The organism is Enterobacter sp. JMULE2 (assembly GCF_013337145.1).
Taxonomy (GTDB): Bacteria; Pseudomonadota; Gammaproteobacteria; order Enterobacterales; family Enterobacteriaceae; genus Enterobacter; species Enterobacter mori.
Window position 1 is genome coordinate 331919 of record NZ_SGWD01000010.1, and the last position, 17952, is coordinate 349870.

General features: G+C 55.2%; 18 protein-coding genes and 2 tRNA genes. 11 read left to right on the forward strand and 9 right to left on the reverse strand.

Annotation, left to right across the window (positions count from 1 at the left end):
• Positions 1 to 831 (reverse strand): ABC transporter substrate-binding protein, encoded by an 831-nt coding sequence (locus EXW94_RS02490; RefSeq protein ID WP_174339926.1) that lies wholly within the window; start codon positions 829 to 831, stop codon positions 1 to 3.
• A 247-nt stretch (positions 832 to 1078) separates the two neighbouring features.
• On the opposite strand from EXW94_RS02490, the gene EXW94_RS02495 reads away from it, so the two are divergent.
• The 5 genes from EXW94_RS02495 to EXW94_RS02515 all read left to right on the forward strand — a co-directional run bounded on the left by EXW94_RS02495 (position 1079) and on the right by EXW94_RS02515 (position 5380).
• Entirely contained in the window at positions 1079 to 1246 is a 168-nt protein-coding gene (locus EXW94_RS02495) for a hypothetical protein (protein ID WP_042713742.1), read from the forward strand.
• A gap of 144 nt (positions 1247 to 1390) precedes the next feature.
• Positions 1391 to 2797, forward strand: coding sequence for a DUF1996 domain-containing protein (locus tag EXW94_RS02500; RefSeq protein WP_174339404.1), 1407 nt, complete (start codon positions 1391 to 1393; stop codon positions 2795 to 2797).
• 91 nt (positions 2798 to 2888) lie between these two features.
• Positions 2889 to 4202: a sensor histidine kinase gene (locus tag EXW94_RS02505; RefSeq protein WP_250901285.1), complete on the forward strand. Its 1314-nt coding sequence runs from the start codon at positions 2889 to 2891 to the stop codon at positions 4200 to 4202.
• The gene (locus EXW94_RS02510; RefSeq protein ID WP_174339406.1) at positions 4195 to 4806 is read left to right on the forward strand and encodes a response regulator transcription factor; all 612 of its coding nucleotides are present in this window, start codon (positions 4195 to 4197) and stop codon (positions 4804 to 4806) included. The genes EXW94_RS02505 and EXW94_RS02510 overlap by 8 nt, the downstream gene beginning before the upstream one ends.
• A 94-nt stretch (positions 4807 to 4900) precedes the next feature.
• Complete coding sequence (locus tag EXW94_RS02515; protein ID WP_126543829.1) at positions 4901 to 5380, forward strand: heme-binding protein; 480 nt, start codon at positions 4901 to 4903, stop codon at positions 5378 to 5380.
• A gap of 37 nt (positions 5381 to 5417) precedes the next feature.
• Here the strand turns inward: EXW94_RS02515 and EXW94_RS02520 are convergent, their stop codons facing one another.
• Positions 5418 to 5558, reverse strand: a complete 141-nt coding sequence (locus EXW94_RS02520; RefSeq protein WP_010430278.1) for a hypothetical protein — start codon at positions 5556 to 5558, stop codon at positions 5418 to 5420.
• A 125-nt stretch (positions 5559 to 5683) separates the two neighbouring features.
• Here EXW94_RS02520 and EXW94_RS02525 point away from each other — a divergent pair, with 125 nt between their 5' ends.
• Together EXW94_RS02525 and EXW94_RS02530 are read left to right on the forward strand one after the other, a co-directional pair.
• Positions 5684 to 6466, forward strand: a complete 783-nt coding sequence (locus EXW94_RS02525; RefSeq protein ID WP_174339407.1) for an MBL fold metallo-hydrolase — start codon at positions 5684 to 5686, stop codon at positions 6464 to 6466.
• 72 nt (positions 6467 to 6538) lie between these two features.
• Positions 6539 to 7174 carry a carbonic anhydrase gene (locus EXW94_RS02530; RefSeq protein ID WP_010430283.1) on the forward strand — a complete coding sequence of 212 codons (636 nt, stop codon included), beginning with the start codon at positions 6539 to 6541 and terminating at the stop codon, positions 7172 to 7174.
• Positions 7175 to 7202: 28 nt separating this feature from the next.
• Here EXW94_RS02530 and EXW94_RS02535 read toward each other — a convergent pair whose 3' ends face one another.
• From EXW94_RS02535 to mdtK, 4 genes are all read right to left on the reverse strand, one after another.
• The gene (locus EXW94_RS02535; RefSeq protein WP_174339408.1) at positions 7203 to 8798 is read right to left on the reverse strand and encodes an FAD-NAD(P)-binding protein; all 1596 of its coding nucleotides are present in this window, start codon (positions 8796 to 8798) and stop codon (positions 7203 to 7205) included.
• 119 nt (positions 8799 to 8917) lie between these two features.
• Positions 8918 to 8994 (reverse strand) — tRNA-Val (locus EXW94_RS02540).
• A 4-nt stretch (positions 8995 to 8998) separates the two neighbouring features.
• A tRNA-Val gene (locus EXW94_RS02545) sits at positions 8999 to 9075 on the reverse strand.
• Positions 9076 to 9228: 153 nt separating this feature from the next.
• Positions 9229 to 10602, reverse strand: a complete 1374-nt coding sequence (gene mdtK, locus EXW94_RS02550) for an MdtK family multidrug efflux MATE transporter (protein ID WP_108416850.1) — start codon at positions 10600 to 10602, stop codon at positions 9229 to 9231.
• A gap of 225 nt (positions 10603 to 10827) precedes the next feature.
• Here mdtK and EXW94_RS02555 point away from each other — a divergent pair, with 225 nt between their 5' ends.
• Complete coding sequence (locus EXW94_RS02555; RefSeq protein ID WP_010430291.1) at positions 10828 to 11469, forward strand: riboflavin synthase; 642 nt, start codon at positions 10828 to 10830, stop codon at positions 11467 to 11469.
• A 31-nt stretch (positions 11470 to 11500) separates the two neighbouring features.
• Here the strand turns inward: EXW94_RS02555 and cfa are convergent, their stop codons facing one another.
• Together cfa and punC are read right to left on the reverse strand one after the other, a co-directional pair.
• Positions 11501 to 12649 (reverse strand): cyclopropane fatty acyl phospholipid synthase, encoded by a 1149-nt coding sequence (cfa, locus tag EXW94_RS02560; protein WP_148399465.1) that lies wholly within the window; start codon positions 12647 to 12649, stop codon positions 11501 to 11503.
• A 299-nt stretch (positions 12650 to 12948) separates the two neighbouring features.
• On the reverse strand, positions 12949 to 14148 hold the full coding sequence (gene punC / locus EXW94_RS02565; protein ID WP_174339409.1) for a purine nucleoside transporter PunC: 1200 nt from the start codon (positions 14146 to 14148) through the stop codon (positions 12949 to 12951).
• Positions 14149 to 14262: 114 nt separating this feature from the next.
• On the opposite strand from punC, the gene punR reads away from it, so the two are divergent.
• Positions 14263 to 15174, forward strand: coding sequence for a DNA-binding transcriptional activator PunR (gene punR / locus EXW94_RS02570; RefSeq protein WP_174339410.1), 912 nt, complete (start codon positions 14263 to 14265; stop codon positions 15172 to 15174).
• 16 nt (positions 15175 to 15190) lie between these two features.
• Here the strand turns inward: punR and purR are convergent, their stop codons facing one another.
• The gene (gene purR / locus EXW94_RS02575) at positions 15191 to 16216 is read right to left on the reverse strand and encodes an HTH-type transcriptional repressor PurR (RefSeq protein ID WP_010430302.1); all 1026 of its coding nucleotides are present in this window, start codon (positions 16214 to 16216) and stop codon (positions 15191 to 15193) included.
• 297 nt (positions 16217 to 16513) lie between these two features.
• Here purR and EXW94_RS02580 point away from each other — a divergent pair, with 297 nt between their 5' ends.
• Entirely contained in the window at positions 16514 to 16603 is a 90-nt protein-coding gene (locus tag EXW94_RS02580; RefSeq protein WP_042717882.1) for a YnhF family membrane protein, read from the forward strand.
• Positions 16604 to 16768: 165 nt separating this feature from the next.
• Positions 16769 to 17935, forward strand: coding sequence for an MFS transporter (locus EXW94_RS02585; protein ID WP_010430305.1), 1167 nt, complete (start codon positions 16769 to 16771; stop codon positions 17933 to 17935).
• Positions 17936 to 17952 lie beyond the last annotated feature (17 nt).

Here is a 17952-nt window from a genome sequence, read left to right on the forward strand (position 1 = left end):
TTACTGGGCTTCTATTTTAAAGGCGCGAGGCTGTGGAGCGGGCGTGTTTGGGCCAAACCAGACATCGTAGATTTTTGCCGCCTGGCCGTTCTTCTCGAGATTAACCAGTTCGTCGTTAACGGCCTTCAGCAGCGCGGTTTCACCTTTTTTCACCCCAACGCCAATCTCTTCCTTGCTGAGCAGATCGGGCAGGATTTTAAAGTTCGCTTTATCCGGGGCCTGTGCCAGCAGGCCTGCAAGAATAGTGCTGTCCTGGGTGATGGCTTGCACGTTGCCGTTGCGCAGCGCCGTCAGCGCCAGAGGAATATCATCATAAGAGAGCACGCGAGACTGCGGGAAACGCTGGTGCAGCGCCTGCTCGCCCGTTGTCCCTTTCACCGCACCAATGCGTGCCCGGCTGTATTCATCCAGCTTATCGGGTGATTTGGCGGGGACCAGGAACTGTTGGCCGGTCACGAAATAGGGGGTGGAGAAATCAATCACCTGTGCGCGTTCCGGGGTGATGGTGATATCCGCCACGATCAGATCTGCTTTACCGGACTGAAGCAACGGAATTCGGTTCGCCGGATTGGTGGCAACCAGTTCAAGCTTCACGCCGAGTGATTTTGCCAGCGCTTTGGCAAAGTCCACGTCGTAACCCACGATGTCGTGCGTCTTTGCATCAATAGAGCCAAACGGCGGATTGGCGTCAAAGGTGGCGACTTTCACCACCCCTGCGGCCTTAATATCCGCCAGCTGATCGGCCTGTACCTGCGCTGAAAGCAGGCTCCCGGCTGCCAGTAATCCCAGAACCCATGTCCGTTTGTTAAACCCTTTCGTTTTTGCTGCCATAGTCATACGTCATCCCGTCGTTTTTTGTTTTGTCCCTTTACGCTCCCATAAGCGAAAGCTATCGCCAAATAAGAAATCGTTCTTTGCTATAAGCAAAAAAGCATTAGTGAACAGGGTGTTATGAACAGGTAAATGAAAGGGGACGCTATTTGCAGATACTGCACATGAACAGACGATATTGGTATTTCCCTCGCGCCGAAGTTGAGTGTTTAACTGAGGTCAGGCAAAGCGAAGAGGGGTAAAGACAATGAAAAAATGGATAAGCACGTTACGGCGGTTTTTTGCGACCCGGCAGGTCAATGCGGAGAACAGCGCGCAACGGGTTCTTGAGTCGATACTGCCTGTCGCCAGCCTGTATGGCGTGGACGTTGCCAACATCGATCCGGAGTGGTTCTATGATAAAACGTCACGCTGAGTTGCGCCGGACGCGCGAAATGTACTGGAATGAGCTGTGCGTGATGACTGTAAAGCAGGGATGAGCGGAAAAATACGCAGGCAAATCCTCGGTAAACGATAGCCGTTTTGTTACCACTATCTCCTTTCAGAGATGGAGATGATAATGAAACGGACAGTATTAACCACCACACTTACAACCACCGCATTACTGATTGCCATGCAGGCGGCGCACGCTGCACCACAGGCGCACGTCGTCTGCGGTTACTCCCACACGCTCGGCGATGATGCCATTATGATGTACGGCATGCCCAACGAGGCCATGCTGCACGATTTTTTTGGCAACGTGCAAACGGATGCCTTCTCCAGCCGCGAATCGCTGCGTAGAGATGAAAAGACCACCTGTGATAACAAAGCCGACAGCTCGGCCTACTGGGCACCCTCTCTGAGGTTGCCTGACGGAACGGTGGTCAAACCCGCCTATCAAAAAACCTACTATCAGGCCTCGAACGTTGACGCCTGGCCGCTGCACCCTTTCCCGGCGGGGCTGTCGCTGCTGGCGGGCGATCATCATGGCACCGCGCCGAATCCCCATATTACGTTCTTATGCGCCAACGGCAAAGGCTACACCACCAAAACGGGCGAAGTGTGCGGCTTGCGCAAGGCGAACGATGCCGTGCAGTTTAATATCGGCATTCAGTTTCCGAACTGCTGGGACGGGGTCAACCTGAAGCCCGCTCACGGGATGAACAACGCCACCTACGACACGAAAGGGCAGTGCCCGTCTGCTTTCCCGGTGAAAATTCCGACCGTGAACATGAATATTGCGTACGTGCTCCCGACGATTAGCGCTCTGGATACCAGCAAAGCGCAGCTTTCTCTCGACCCTATCATGCACGGCAGCGAGCGCGAAGAGCGGTGGGGAAGCCTGTACACGGCGCATGCGGACTTCATGAACGGCTGGACGGAGGACGCCGCGCGCTTTATGACCGATCTCTGCATGAACCGCGGGATAGACTGCGGCACCACCGTTCCGTATGGCTACTCAAAAGCGAAGGCCAACGTCTGGCTTAGCAGCCTGGAGCCAGCGCTTTCCCAGCCGGAACCACAGGTCCTGCTGGTGCAGGATAACTGGCAGAACGGCGGGCGCACGAAAAACAGCGAAACGCTGTCGCTGGTGAAGTTCAACATTCCGCCGCTGCCTGTCGGGCAGGAACCGTCGCAGTTTAAATACCGCGTGCGTATTTATGGCGGGAAAGTGGAAACCAACGGCGCGGATCAAATTTTCTTCTATCCGGCGAGCAATGACTGGGATCCGACCCGCGTGAGCTGGCATACGCGGCCAGCCTGCAACTACCGTTCGGATGCGGTGCTTTACCTTAACCACTCCCGCGAATACCGGATGGTGGACGTGGATAAAGCGGTGCGCAAGGCGCTGGCAGAAGGGAAAACCGAGATTTCGTGGTATATCGGCGGCGATCGTCAGGGAAATCATTACCAGTTTGAGACGGCGTCATCTCCGCAAAGTATGCTCCTGATGCTGACCGGCTTTAGCAAAACGCCGGAGATCTAATACCGCCCGCGTTTTTTGTTCTCATCAACGTTAACTGGTAATGTCGGTAGCCTGAATGACGGTGCCAGTTAACGCGATGAGTATAAAAAAGATGATAAAGCGCAGCATCGCCGTATGGGTGGCGATCTGTCTGATAAGCAGTGTGTTGCTATATGTGGAACAGATCCGCCGTCAGTTCTGGGAGCGCGATCGCGAGTATTCGGTGCTCTTTTCTGAGATTAGCGCCGTCCTTACGCAGAACGAGTCTGTCTTGCCGCTACTGAGCGGTAATGAAGACATCACGGCACTGAATAAAAAATTCCCCCATCTTCTTGCGCTGGAGAAAACAACCGGACGCGCGCTGGACGCCGCCCGCGTTGAGCCCGCCAGCGATCGACAATACTGGCTCTACAATCCCTGGCGGCAAATCCGTGTACGGGTGGATCTTGCCCCACTACTCAATACGCATCATGCCTTTGAGCGCCTCGACGTCTCTTATTCGAAGCGTAGCGAACTACACTCTTCAGATGCCTTCTGGCACTGGGCACGCTCCTTCCCACAGGTAACGCAACCCTTCGTGCTTTCAGCCGATGCTCAGCCGGACTGGCTCGGGATTCAGTGGTTTATCTTCCTGGCCGTCTTTCTCGGATGGGGAATGGTCATTGCGGTGGGCAGCGTGGCGCTCTGGCAGCGCAAGGCAAGACGAGACGCAGAGCAGCGCGCTTTGTATTACCAGCATGCCCGACTCAACACGCTGGGGGAGATCACTGCGGGTATTGTCCATGAGATCAACCAGCCGCTCACGGCCGTGCAGACCTGGATCCAGGGCGCGCAGCGGCAGCAAAAGCTGGACAATCCACAGGCGGTGTCCCAGGCACTGGCAGCAGCGCTGGTGCAAACACAGCGTATCAGCGCCCTGTTAACCCGTTTTCGTGAACACGTGGTGCAGGAGAAAGTGACGCTGCGCGAAACCGACCTGGCGCAATGCTGGCAGCAGGTTGTGAATTTACTGGAGCACGAGAGACGCGCTGAACATATTATCGTCACCCATGCGTTTACACCGGAGGCAACGACGGTTCTGGCTGACAGACTCTGGCTTGAGCAGGTACTGCACAATCTGCTCAGCAATGCGATTCAGGCTCAACAGGCGAACGCGCAGGGTTGGGTGCGGATCGAAAGCCGGAAAGGCGCAAATGGCATTCAGGTCATCGTGACGGATGGCGGCCCCGGTTTTAGCCCGGAGGCGCTACAGAATGCCTTTATGCCGTTTTACAGCGGCAGAGAAGAGGGAATTGGCCTGGGGATGACCTTAACGGAGTCACTGATGACGCGCATGAACGGATCGATTACGCTGGGGAATTCGCCGGAGGGAGGGGCGCGAATCGTCCTGCAACTGGCTAATGGAAAGGAGACGACGCATGGATAATATCATCTGGCTGATCGATGACGATGAATCCATCAGAGAATCGATGGCATTTTTACTTTCGGGCATGGGCTGGGAGGTGAAGACATTCGGGAGTATCGACGCGTTTACCTCGGCCCATGTTAAGGACTCAACGCTCGTCGGCTGCCTGCTGCTGGATATGCGCATGCCGGGAAAAGGGGGGCTGACGTGGCTGGAAGAGGGCGAGTGGCCGTGGCCGCTGCTGCCGGTAATTATCATGACCGGACACGGCAGCGTCGACGCCTGCCGCCGGGCGTTCCGTAACGGCGTCTTTGAGTTTTTCACCAAGCCGCTGGATGCGGACAAGCTTATCGAATCCGTGGGGCTGGCGTGTGAGGAGAGCCAGAGACGGTTCGCCGACTGGCAGGCGATCTCACGCATAAAAGTGCGCTTTGAACAACTCACCGCGAGGGAACATGAGGTATTGGCGGTGTTGATGGAAGGGCTCAGCAATAAAGAGGTGGCGGCGCGGCTTAACCTGTCGCCGCGCACGGTGGAAGCGCATCGTGCAGCTGCGTTTGCCAAGCTGGGCGTCACGAGCCTGGTTCAGGCAAGCCGCGAGTACGATAAATTGCAATCCGTATAATTACCAGGATGCGTGCGTAATCAACCGAATTACGCGTCGTTGCCTGTCCCGGTATCCTCGAAGGGTTTTCAGTTATTCTATTCGAGGTTATGCAATGAAAAAGTTAATGATGGCGGCAGCGCTGGTCGCGGGTAGCGTAAGTCTGACTGCGCAGGCAGATTCCGTGAGCCAGAAAAATCTCTCCCTGGCGCAGGCCAATGCGCTGGCAAACTCTGCCGTTCAGGCGTGTCTGGCGAAGAACTATCAGGTTTCGGTGACCGTGGTTGACCGTGCGGGTGTGGTGAAAGCGGTACAGCGCACCGATAATGCGGGCCCACATACGGTCAAAGCCAGTGAAATGAAAGCCTTCACGGCGCTCAGCGCGAAGAATGCCTCAGGCAAAGTGATGGAAGCGGCGCAGAACAACGCGGGTGCGCAGAATATGCGTGATATCCCAGGCTTCCTGCTGCTGGCGGGTGGCTTACCCGTTAAAGAGGGCGATGAGGTGATCGGGGCGATTGGTATCGGCGGGGCGCCGGGCGGTCATCTGGATGAGGCCTGTGCTCAGGCAGCCATTGACGGGCTGAAGAAGTAACATCAAAAAAAGCACCGGCTTTACCGGTGCTTTGCAATCAGATCTTGCAGGCGTCGCCGCAGTCATCATCGGCAACCATCGCCTGCGCTTTTTTGTCTGCGTCGTCCAGACGTTCGGCGTTACGCTCTTCTGCTTCATCCAGTCCGTTAAAGACCAGGTTATCGAGATCAATTTCCATGTGGCACCTGCTATGTTCAGTTTTTGATACTGGCACAGTATAGGGCAAAAAAAACCAGGAATGTACCTCGCAGCACATAAGGATAATCCCTGCCATACTCAGTGCGTTGTCACTGAGGAAAGCACATGATTATACTCTGTAAAGCCTGCGGGACCTCGTATGCGTTCCAACCCGACAGATGCCCTGTCTGCGAGGATGAACGCCAGTATGTTCCAGTTACCGGGCAGGCGTGGACCGAACTTGAAACCGTCACTGCCGCGCATACCAACAAATGGCAGCAGCTTGAACCGCAGCTCTTTAGCATCAAAACGGTGCCCGCCTTTGCCATCAATCAACGGGCACTGCTGCTGCGCACCCCACACGGCAACATTTTGTGGGATTGCATCGCCAACCTCGACCCGGCAACCCGAACGCTGATCGCCGCCCTCGGGGGTATCAGTGCCATCGCCATTTCACACCCTCACTATTACACCACCATGCAGGACTGGGCGGAGACGTTCGACGCGCCGGTGTATCTTCATGCGAGCGATCGGGAGTGGGTCATGCGCGACAGTCCGGCCATTCACTTCTGGCAAGGCGAAACGCTGGAGATTGTCCCCTCCGTGACGTTGCTGCGTCTCGGCGGCCACTTTGCGGGCGGAACGGTGCTGCACTGGCAGGAGGGCGATGGGGTTTTGCTGGCGGGGGATATCCTGCAGGTCACGCCGGGGAAAGACGCCGTTTCATTTATGTGGAGCTATCCGAATATGCTTCCGCTACCCGCCCACACCGTTGCGTCCGTCACCCATCGCCTTGAAGGCAGAAAATTTGAGCGTCTGTATGGCGCGTTCGAGGGGCAGAACATCCAGGCTTTCGCGGACGATATTGTGCAGCGGTCGGGCCAAAAATATATTGCTTGTCTGAAGTAAAGCACGGTGGGTAAACTTTACGAGTGTGATCGCGATCATACCTAAACTACAACAGATAAAAGAGAAATTGCTATGCAACATATCATTGAAGGTTTTCTCAGCTTTCAAAAAGAGATTTTCCCGCAACGTAAAGAGCTCTTCCGCAGTTTAGCGTCCAGCCAGAATCCCAAAGCGCTGTTCATCTCCTGCTCCGACAGCCGACTGGTGCCAGAACTGGTCACGCAACAAGAGCCAGGACAACTCTTTGTCATTCGTAATGCTGGCAATATTGTGCCGCCGTTCGGGCCAGAGCCGGGCGGCGTTTCCGCCACTATCGAATACGCGGTTGTGGCGCTGGGCGTGACCGATATCGTGATATGTGGCCACTCTAACTGCGGTGCGATGAAAGCGATTGCCGACAATGCCAACCTGGAGCCGATGCCTGCGGTCTCCCACTGGCTGCGCTACTCTGATGCGGCGAAAGCCGTGGTGGAGAAGAAATCCTGGGACCAGCCAATCGATAAAGTGAATGCGATGGTGCAGGAGAACGTGTTTGCGCAGCTGAGCAACATTAAGACCCACCCGTCCGTCGCGGTGGGCCTGCGTAATAATTCCATCCGACTGCACGGCTGGGTGTACGACATTGAAAGCGGCGACATTCGCGCGCTGGATAAAGCGACGAAAACCTTTATCTCTCTGTCTGAAAACCCGGAGGTTTTCTTCGAGTAATCAGACCGTTCAGGGCAGGGAGGCCCTGTCAGTTTTCCATAAAAGGTAACTTTTTGCGCGTAACCGACGCAGGTTTATTTGCCGCTTTTGCCATTGCTTCCCCAATCTCTGCGCACTCTGCCAGCCCCTGTACAAAGGGGCGGTCGTGCATCAGCCACGGTATCGCACCAAAGGCAATACGTCCGCGAAGCGTATCGGGCGCCAGCAGCGTGTAATCTTCACCAACATCGGGTATATCGTCGCCTGTCGTTTGTAGCAGTTTACGCAAGGACGGGAAGGGTAAATCTTTTGTCTTGAGGGGTTTCTGCCCGCGCGCATCAATAAAGACGTCGAAGCGGTAGCGGTGCTCTTTGGTGGTAATGACCGTTTGAGCACTACCGATATCCAGAGTGTAATCCTCACCCAATGCCACTACGCTTATGAGCCCCGCCTCGCGCAGGGCAAGCAGCCTGCGAATAGACTGAGGGGGGATGGCGGCATAGTTATCAATAAACACGCGCTCCAGCCCGGCTTTGAACCGCGCTCTGTCCTTTTCGTTCAGGGCGGGTACGATTTCTGCAACGATCTCGTGCAGGCGAAGTACGGTATAGCGCCAGGCCACGGTGCGCCGTTCACGTTTGTTTCGCTCGACCTCTTTGAGATTCTCTTCCGCCCAGGTAAAGGGACCGTGCTGTTTACGCTCTTCAAACCACGCCTCGCGAAGGCTGTCTGCGTCCTGTTGCCACAGCGATATGGCCTCGCACCACGCCGGGTCGGCAAGTTCAAGCTCTTTAACCATCAGGGCGAAGATGCGGTCCAGCAAGCCGTCTGCTCCTTTGGCAATCTCGGTTTGAACCACGAATTCAGTCAGTACCGACAGCGGCTCGTAAGGGATCGGGCAGTAAAAATCGGCCTCTGGTAAAATGCCGGTCCGGGACATCAGGACAATTTTTAGCGCCTCGCTTCCTTTATCCAGAATGAACGCGTCGTCCACAAACTGACCATGCTGCATCACCACCGCCATGGCCGCGTCCAGACCGCTCAAAGACGTTCCCATAATGCCAACCTTACAGGGGCGGATTTCGGCGTCCATGAGTCCTGACCACGGGCTTGGGAAGAACGTGCGCGTGGCTTCATCTTCGTCTGGCCAGACGTGACCGGTGGCGATAACCGCAAGGTCATACCGATCGGCGAACGCATCACCGTTAACTGAAAGCGTGATGGCGTTTGAGTTGACCTCGATATCTGTGACTTCCGAGGATTCGTGGATCTCGACCTTGAATCCTAATTTTTTAGCCTCTTTTACAACCGTGAGAAAGCTGTCGCGGAAATACTCACCCAGCAGGAGCCGGGGCAGGAACTGCCGGTCATGCAAACGGGCTTTATCAACCTTAAAGCGCGCCAGATGGGCTTCGCTCTGGCCCTTAAGCCAGTCGAGATAGGTCATAAAAATGGGCGGGATTTCAATGCTTGCAATGTTCGCCAGCATCAGACGAGAGTTTTCGTCGTCGTTATAGGGCATACCCACGCCAGCTTCATCAGCTTGTTCAAAGACGGAGATCGAAAGCGGCTGCGGATTTTTAAGAAGTGCGTAAAAGGTGTAAATCCCTGTTGGGCCGGAGCCAATAATCGCGATTTTCTTCATCGGCGTTCTTCCTGCTTTTTTTGTCATGAGAAAAGCGTAGCAGGAGAATAATTAAGAAATCAGGAGATTGGGATAATTCAGAACATAAAGAGAGGATTTGCACCATTTCAGGACTGAAATGGTGCGTCCGAGTGGACTCGAACCACCGACCCCCACCATGTCAAGGTGGTGCTCTAACCAACTGAGCTACGGACGCAGAATGGTGCGTTCAATTGGACTCGAACCAACGACCCCCACCATGTCAAGGTGGTGCTCTAACCAACTGAGCTATGAACGCAACGTGTTGTCGGTGACAACGGGGACGAATATTAGCGGCACAGCATCTTTGAGGCAAGAGGGAAAACGCATTTTTCTCTCTGAATTCACGCGATTGCTTCATTACCGCGCAAAGTGAAGAGAAAGTAGCCGCCAGCTGGCGGCTACTGCCTGTTTAACGTGCGGCGCGTTGCAAAATGACCATGGAAGGCTGGCGTTGCAGAAAACGCATACGCAGCATCATCATGATGGCCGCAGAGGTCAGACCGATGATAAAGCCCATCCAGAACCCTGCCGGACCCATGCGATCAACCACCAGATCGGTAAGCGCCAGGATGTAGCCTGTCGGCAGTCCCAGCACCCAATAGGCGATAAACGTTATAAAGAAAATAGAACGCGTATCTTTATATCCGCGCAGCACGCCGCTGCCAATCACCTGGATGGAGTCAGAGATCTGGTAAATTGCGGCCAGCAGCATCAGGTGCGACGCCAGCGTGACGACTTCCGGGTTGTCGTTGTAGAGCAGCGCAATCTGCTCGCGTAATGCAACGGTAAAGAGCGCCGTACAGACGGCCATGCAGACGCCGACGCCCAGCCCGGTCCGGGCGGCCGTTTGCGCATCCAGCGTTGATCCCTGGCCCAGACGGAAGCCTACGCGAATCGTCACCGCCGCGGCCAGTGACATCGGCAGGACGAACATCAGGGAACTGAAGTTCAGCGCAATCTGGTGGCCCGCGACATCAATAATGCCCAGCGGGGAGACCAGCAGGGCGACCACGGCAAACAGGGTCACTTCGAAGAACAGCGCCAGCGCGATAGGCAGCCCTAACTGCACCAGGCGCGTCATGATGTTCCAGTCCGGCGTGCTAAATCTTTTCTCGTTGCGAATATCGCGCATGGAACGGGCGCGTTTTACAAAGGTGATCATTGAGAAGAACATCACCCAGTATACGGCTGCCGTCGCCACGCCGCACCCGACGCCGCCCAGCTCCGGCATGCCGAAGTGGCCGTAAATAAAGATGTAGTTCACCGGGATATTGACCAGCAGACCGATAAAGCCCATCACCATACCGGGCTTGGTTTTTGCCAGACCTTCACACTGGTTACGCGCCACCTGGAAAAAGAGGTAGCCAGGCGCGCCCCAGAGCAGGGCGCGCAGATAGCCCACGGCTTTATCCGCCAGCGCCGGGTCAATGTTGTCCATTGCGCGAATGATGTGCCCGGCGTTCCAGAGCACCACCATAATCAGCACGGAGACAAACCCTGCCAGCCAAAAACCCTGACGAACCTGGTGGGCAATGCGCTCGCGGCGGCCCGAGCCGTTCAGCTGTGCAATAACTGGCGTGAGCGCGAGCAGTAAACCGTGACCAAACAGGATGGCCGGTAGCCAGATAGAAGTGCCGATTGCCACGGCAGCCATATCGGTGGCGCTGTAACCACCTGCCATTACCGTATCCACAAATCCCATTGCGGTTTGGGCCACTTGCGCGATGATCACTGGTATAGCCAGTGCCAATAACTGGCGCGCTTCATTCATGTACTTCTGCACGTGAACACCTTTATTTTGTAGTTATTTGAGAGACTAAAAAAGCCGCCGAAACGGGCAGCAAGAAGAAAATGCAGGGGGGTGCCAGCTATTGTAGCGGGCTTTAACTATTTATCTAGTGAAAAAATCGCCAGAAAATGCGCTCCACTGGCAACCTGTTTTTCCAACTGTTATTGTGATGGGATTAAACGGTGTCACCACCGTCCGGAAAAAACAGGAGTTGTAAGCATGTTTACTGGTATTGTGCAGGGCACCGCCAAAGTGGTGTCCATTGATGAAAAACCCAATTTCCGCACTCACGTGGTTGAGCTGCCGGAATATATGCTCGACGGCATAGAGACCGGCGCCTCGATTGCACATAACGGCTGCTGCCTGACGGTGACCGAAATTAACGGTAACCAGATTAGCTTCGATTTAATGAAAGAGACGCTGCGTATCACCAACCTGGGTGAACTGGTGGTGGGGGATACCGTCAACGTTGAGCGCGCGGCGAAGTTCAGCGACGAGATCGGCGGCCATCTGATGTCGGGCCACATCATGACCACCGCCGAGGTCGCAAAAATTGTGACCTCGGAAAATAACCGTCAAATCTGGTTTAAAGTTCAGGATCCCGCATTAATGAAATACATCCTGTATAAAGGATTTATTGGTATTGATGGGATTAGTCTCACGGTCGGAGAAGTGACGCCGACGCGCTTTTGCGTGCATTTAATTCCCGAAACGCTGCAGCGCACAACGCTGGGCGCAAAAAAATTGGGGCATCGCGTGAATATCGAAATCGATCCGCAAACCCAGGCGGTTGTGGATACCGTTGAACGCGTCCTGGCGGCAAAAGAGGCGGCGATAATAAAAGCCGTTGAGGAAGAATAAAAAATAACCCCGGATATCCGGGGTTATTTTTTTAGCGGGCGACACGTAATCCGTGTTCAATGCCGCGACTGAAAACAACCTGCCAGAGCTGAATATCCCGCGCACGGAACGCACCCGCACAGGCATTCAGGTAATAGCTAAACATGCGTTTGAACCGTTCGGAATAGTTGTCTGCAATCTCAGGCCAGGCTTCCTGAAAACGGGAGTGCCATGCCATCAATGTGGTGTCGTAATCCGCGCCGAAGTTATGCCAGTCTTCCACAATGAAGTGGGGCTCGCTGGCGTTAGCAATCTGGCGCACGGACGGTAAACAGCCATTCGGAAAGATGTATTTATTGATCCACGGGTCGACGTTATTGTCGGTGCGCTTAGAACCAATGGTATGGAGCAGGAAAATACCGTCAGGCTTCAGGTTTCGGTCGGCAACGTCAAAATAGGTTCTGTAGTTTTTCGGACCCACGTGCTCGAACATGCCAACGGAAACGATGCGGTCGAACTGTTCGTTCAGGTCGCGGTAGTCCTGAAGCCGAATATCGACATCCAGCTCCTGGCAGCGTGCCTGCGCCATTTTTTGTTGCTCAGCTGAAATCGTCACGCCCACAACGCTGGCACCGTAATGCTTCGCCATAAAATACGCCAGACCGCCCCAGCCGCAGCCGATATCCAGCACGCGCATACCCGGTTTTAACTGCAGTTTCTCGCAGATTAGACGCAGTTTATCTTGCTGCGCCTCTTCAAGCGTTGTGGCCTTTTTCCAGTAGCCGCAGGAATATTGCATTAAGGGATCAAGCATACGGCTGAACAGGTCATTACCGAGATCGTAGTGCTCTTTACCGACGATCCATGCCCGCTTTTTACTTTGCAGATTGAACAGTCGAGCGGAGGCGATACGCAGCGTATCTTTGAAGTGGCGAGGGAGCTGATTTTCAAGACCGGCGCGCAATACGCTGGAGAAAAACATGTCCAGACGTTCACACTCCCACCAGCCGTCCATATAGCTTTCGCCCAGGCCTAACGATCCCTCCTGCAAGACGCGTTTAAAAAAATCGGGATGTTTGACCTGCGGATCGGCGGGGGAAGACCCATTAATCGTGATGCCCGCACGTCCCAACAGTTCACTGACGATCCGGGACCAGTTATCGTCCGGAACGCTGACTTCTTCTATACACGATGAACTCATAGCTTCTCCATCACCTTGCTGTGATCAGAACCTTAAAACAGCGTAGACGCTTTTTGGGGTTTGTGAGAAATCTCACGGTAAATGCCCGCGAGGCTAATATCCGACGTAGAACAGAGGAAGGGAGATAACCCTTGCCGAAAAGCCTTCCATGGTAAAACGGGAGCACTCCGGCTCCCGTTAACACTTAATATTTATCGTATTTAATCGAACCAAATTTAGTATAGGCCTCAAAATTTGGTGATTCAATAGAAAATTCTTAGCAACCTAATCACTATGTCTTAACATAATTTCTGGCGCGATTATGCGTGCGATGTTTCCACCTTCTGACGCGCATTCTGCTCGCGCTGAGCGGAAGACTGCATACGGTAGCCAAGGGCAGCCAGCGCAACGGTCACCAGCATCACGCTGGTGGTGGTCAGGAGCGGCGTGGCAATCAACGCAGAGACCACCAGACTCGCCAGGAAGCACAGACCCAGCTGTAACGTGTTCTGCAGCGCGGCGGCGCGTCCCGTCGCCTGTGGGAACGGACGTAACGCCTGCGCCACCACGATGGGGTAAATAGCACCGTTAGCGACTGCCATGACGCAGAACGGAATCAAAATTTCGGTCAGGCCCGTACCCGGAATAAAGCCGACGGCCCATGTGCCGAAAACGCTTAACGCGAACAGCACCAGCAGCCAGGGCAACATCTGCTGGCCTTCCCACTTCTGCAACGCTGCACGACAGCCGTAGCCGCCGACCAGGAAAGCGATGGTCTGTGGAACATAACTCAAGCCGATTGCCGCCGGGCTGTATCCCATATCGTGCAGAATGAATGGCGAGCCAGTCAGCCACGCGAAGAAACTGGCGGAACAGGCCGCGTAAATCAGGACGTTGCCGCGATAGGCTTTTGAACGCAGCAGCGAGGCAAAGGTAATCGGCTTCGCGTCAGGATGTGTCTCTTTTTTATGTGCAGGCTTGAGGAAAAACGCAGGCAGCATTAATACCAGCGTGATGGCAAAGAGCGTCGCAAAGATCGCCTGCCAGTCGAAATGGGCCAGGATCCAGCTTCCGAGCAACGGTGCGAGGGCAGGCGAGAGACCGACCAGCGGCATAATGGTGGCGAAAATTCGGTTAGTGCGGGATGCCGGATAATAATCGGTCACCAGCGCCTGCCAGGTGACCGCTGCAGCACAGACGCCAACGGCCTGAATGAATCGCAGTACCAGCAGCCAGGTGGCGTCGCGTACCCACAGCATGCCCAGGCAGCCCACGGCAAAAATAGCCAGACCCAGCAGCAGCACCGGTTTACGACCAAAGCGGTCGGAGAGCGGTCCCCAGAGCAGCTGTGCGAAGGCAAAACCGGCGAGGAACAGGCTCAGGCTGGCGCTGATAGCGGCTGCGGGGGTTTGCAGATCTTCCTGCATCGCGGCAAAGGCGGGCAGATACATGTCGGTCGCTAAAAAGCCCAGCACGCTTAAGCCGCCGAGCCAGACTAAAAATCCTTTCCTGGGTTGCATTGTTTTATTCTCCTGAGGAGGCAGGTGTACGTTTGCGCAGAGTGTAGGGAGTGCAAAGCGGCTTGTGAAACGCTAATATTTGCTGAGTGCATTCAAATTTTTTGCAGGCAGAACATGTGGTCAGATTATTCTCTTGAAGTGGTGGATGCTGTTGCCCGTAACGGCAGTTTCACCGGTGCCGCGCAGGAGTTACACCGCGTACCCTCGGCGATCAGTTACACCGTGCGTCAGCTGGAAGAGTGGCTGGCGGTTCCGCTGTTCGAGCGGCGTCATCGCGACGTGGAATTAACGCCTGCAGGGGCGTGGTTTTTGAAGGAAGGGCGTTCTGTCATCAAAAAAATGCAGATCACCCGCGAGCAGTGTCAGCAGATCGCTAACGGCTGGCGAGGCCATCTCTCCATCGCGGTGGATAATATCGTTAAGCCGGAACGGACCCGGCAAATGATCGTGGATTTCTATCGTCATTTTTCTGATGTCGAACTGCGGGTCTCTCAGGAGGTGTTCAACGGCGTCTGGGATGCGCTGGCAGATGGCAGGGTGGAGATGGCGATTGGGGCAACGCAGGCGATCCCCGTTGGGGGACGCTATGCGTTTCGCGATATGGGGATGCTGAGCTGGACCTGCGTTGTCGCCCGCGATCATCCGCTGGCGGCAATGGAAGGCCCTCTCAGCGATGACACGCTGCGCAACTGGCCATCGCTGGTGCTGGAAGATACCTCGCGCTCGCTGCCCAAGCGCATCACCTGGCTCCTGGACAACCAGCGCCGCGTGGTGGCCCCTGACTGGGAATCGTCGGCAACCTGTCTTTCTGCGGGGCTGTGCGTGGCGATGGTGCCCGTTCACTTCGCGCGTCCGCGCATTGATACCGGAGAGTGGACAGCGCTGACGCTGGAAAATCCGTTCCCGGATGCGGCCTGCTGTCTGACCTGGCAGCAAAACGACGTGTCGCCTGCGATGGCCTGGCTTCTGGATTATCTGGGAGACAGTGAAACGTTGAATCGGGAGTGGCTACGGGAGCCAGCATAACTGGCTCCGTAAGCGATTAACGACGATAGTCGCGGAACGGACCGTCCGCCACGGAGCGGCGCTCGATGAGGCGTGGGTGAACTTCAATCGATTGCGATTCTTCACGCTTGTTGACGATCCTGTCCATCAGCATGTTGAAAGCCGTTTCGCCCAGCGAGTCTTTTGGCTGGTGAATGGTGGTCAGCGCCGGGGTGAAGAAGCGCGCGTTACGCACGTTGTCATACCCGATCACGGAAATATCCTGCGGCACCCGCAGGCCCAGCTCGTCGGCGGCGCAGAGTGCGCCCATCGCCATAATATCGCCACCACAGAAAACAGCCGTCGGGCGATGCGGTTGGGAGACAATCTGCTGCATTGCGCGGTAACCGGATTCCGGCTCAAAGTCGCCTTGAACGATCCAGTTTTCCGGCACGGTGATGAGTGCCTCTTCCATTGCCTTCATAAACCCGGCCAGACGGCCCGCACCGGTGTTGCGCTCCAGCGGACCCGGGATCACGCCAATCTCGCGGTGGCCGCGTTCGATCAGATAACGACCGGCCATATAGCCGCCTTCAAAGGCATTATCGATAACGGAATCGGTGAAGTCCGCGCGCGCTTCGCCCCAGTCCATCACCACCATCGGGATGTGGCGGTACTCTTCCAGCATGGACAGTACGGACTCTGGGTACTCGGAACACATTACCAGCAGGCCATCGACGCGCTTTTGCGCCATCATCGACAGGTAGGCGCGCTGCTTCTCAATGCTGTTCCACGCGTTGCCCAGAATCAGCGTATAGCCTTTCTGGAAGCAGTTTTTCTCAACGGCTTCGATGATTTCGGCAAAATAGGCCGCTTCACTGCTGGTCGCCAGCAAGCCAATCGACTTGGTGTGATTCACCTTCAGGCTGCGCGCAACCGCACTTGGGGAGTAATGTAACTCCTTGATCGCCGCCCAGACGGCGTTGCGCGTCTCTTCCGCGACGAAGCGGGTTTTGTTAATTACATGTGATACGGTTGTAGTGGAAACGTTTGCGCGTTTTGCTACGTCTTTTATTGTTGCCATTCAATGTCACTCCAGACCATATCCTAAACTCCTGAAAAACTTGAAGGTAAACGTTTGCCTTCTCTCACCCTTATTACGCAATCTTGAGTTGCGACACGCCGGGAAAACGACACAGGACGTCAGGAGGGGGTCAATGGCCGGTACGCTAATAAATTTAGCGTGGAATTTTGTCCTATCTTGATGAAAAGGGGAAGAGCTAAAGTGGATATCAGTTTAAATCCAGGAAGATTTTTGACGTAAACTGTGTAAAAATGAGCAAGCTCACTTTTCGTGGGGTGATTAAAAGGAGAAAAATTGATGAGTTCCGATCTGAAGTTTTCGCTGGTGACCACCTTTATCGTGCTGGCATTGATTGTTGCCGGTGGTTTGACGGCTGCGCTGCACTGATTTACGCGGGGGGAGAGTCCTCTCCCTCTTCATTTGCTTCCTATTGTTACCTCTCCGGCAAAAATCTTTTGCCAAAATGTTAACTTCTCAAATTTTGTGATTGATGTCATGCTTTTGACTTCTTAGTTCTGTGTCGTGTGATGACACGGCATCCGGAGTTGACTCATGAAAATCAATTTTCCTCTGCTGGCCCTGGCGATTGGCGCCTTTGGGATTGGCACCACTGAATTCTCCCCGATGGGGTTACTGCCTGTTATCGCACGCGGTGTAGACGTCTCTATTCCTGCGGCCGGGATGTTAATCAGCGCCTATGCCATCGGCGTGATGGTCGGGGCCCCGCTGATGACGCTGCTGCTGTCGCACCGCGCGCGTCGCAATGCGCTGATATTTTTGATGGCGATCTTTACGCTGGGCAACGTGCTCTCCGCGATTGCGCCGGATTACACCACTCTGATGCTGTCGCGTATTCTGACCAGCCTGAACCACGGCGCATTTTTCGGTCTGGGCTCGGTTGTTGCGGCAAGCGTGGTTCCGAAGCACAAGCAGGCCAGCGCGGTGGCGACCATGTTTATGGGGTTGACGATCGCCAACATAGGCGGTGTGCCTGCGGCCACCTGGCTGGGTGAAGTCATTGGCTGGCGAATGTCTTTCCTGGCGACAGCAGGGCTGGGCGTGGTGGCGATGGTGGCGCTGTTCTTCTCCTTACCGAAGGGGAGCGCCGGGGAACGTCCTGACGTGCGCAAAGAGCTGTCGGTGCTGATGCGTCCTCAGGTGCTTTCCGCGCTGCTGACCACGGTGCTGGGGGCCGGTGCGATGTTTACCCTCTACACCTATATTTCACCGGTGCTGCACGATATTACCCACGCGACGCCGATCTTTATTACCGCGATGCTGGTGCTGATAGGCGTGGGCTTCTCTATCGGTAACTATCTGGGCGGGAAACTGGCCGATCGCTCCGTGAGCGGTACGCTGAAAGGCTTTTTAACCCTGCTGATTGTCATCATGATTGCGATCCCGTGGCTGGCACGCAACGAATGGGGTGCAGCGATCGCAATGGTCGTGTGGGGTGCTGCCACCTTTGCCGTGGTACCACCGCTTCAGATGCGGGTGATGCGTGTCGCCCATGAAGCGCCAGGTCTCTCTTCTTCCGTGAATATCGGTGCGTTTAACCTGGGTAATGCGCTGGGGGCTGCAGCGGGCGGGGCGGTGATTTCCGGTGGGCTGGGATACAGTTTTGTGCCGGTGATGGGGGCAATTATTGCCGCACTCGGCCTGCTGTTAGTGCTGATGTCCGGTCGTAAACAGCCAGAAGCTGCCTGCGCGGCGGAATAAACAAAAACGCAGAAGGG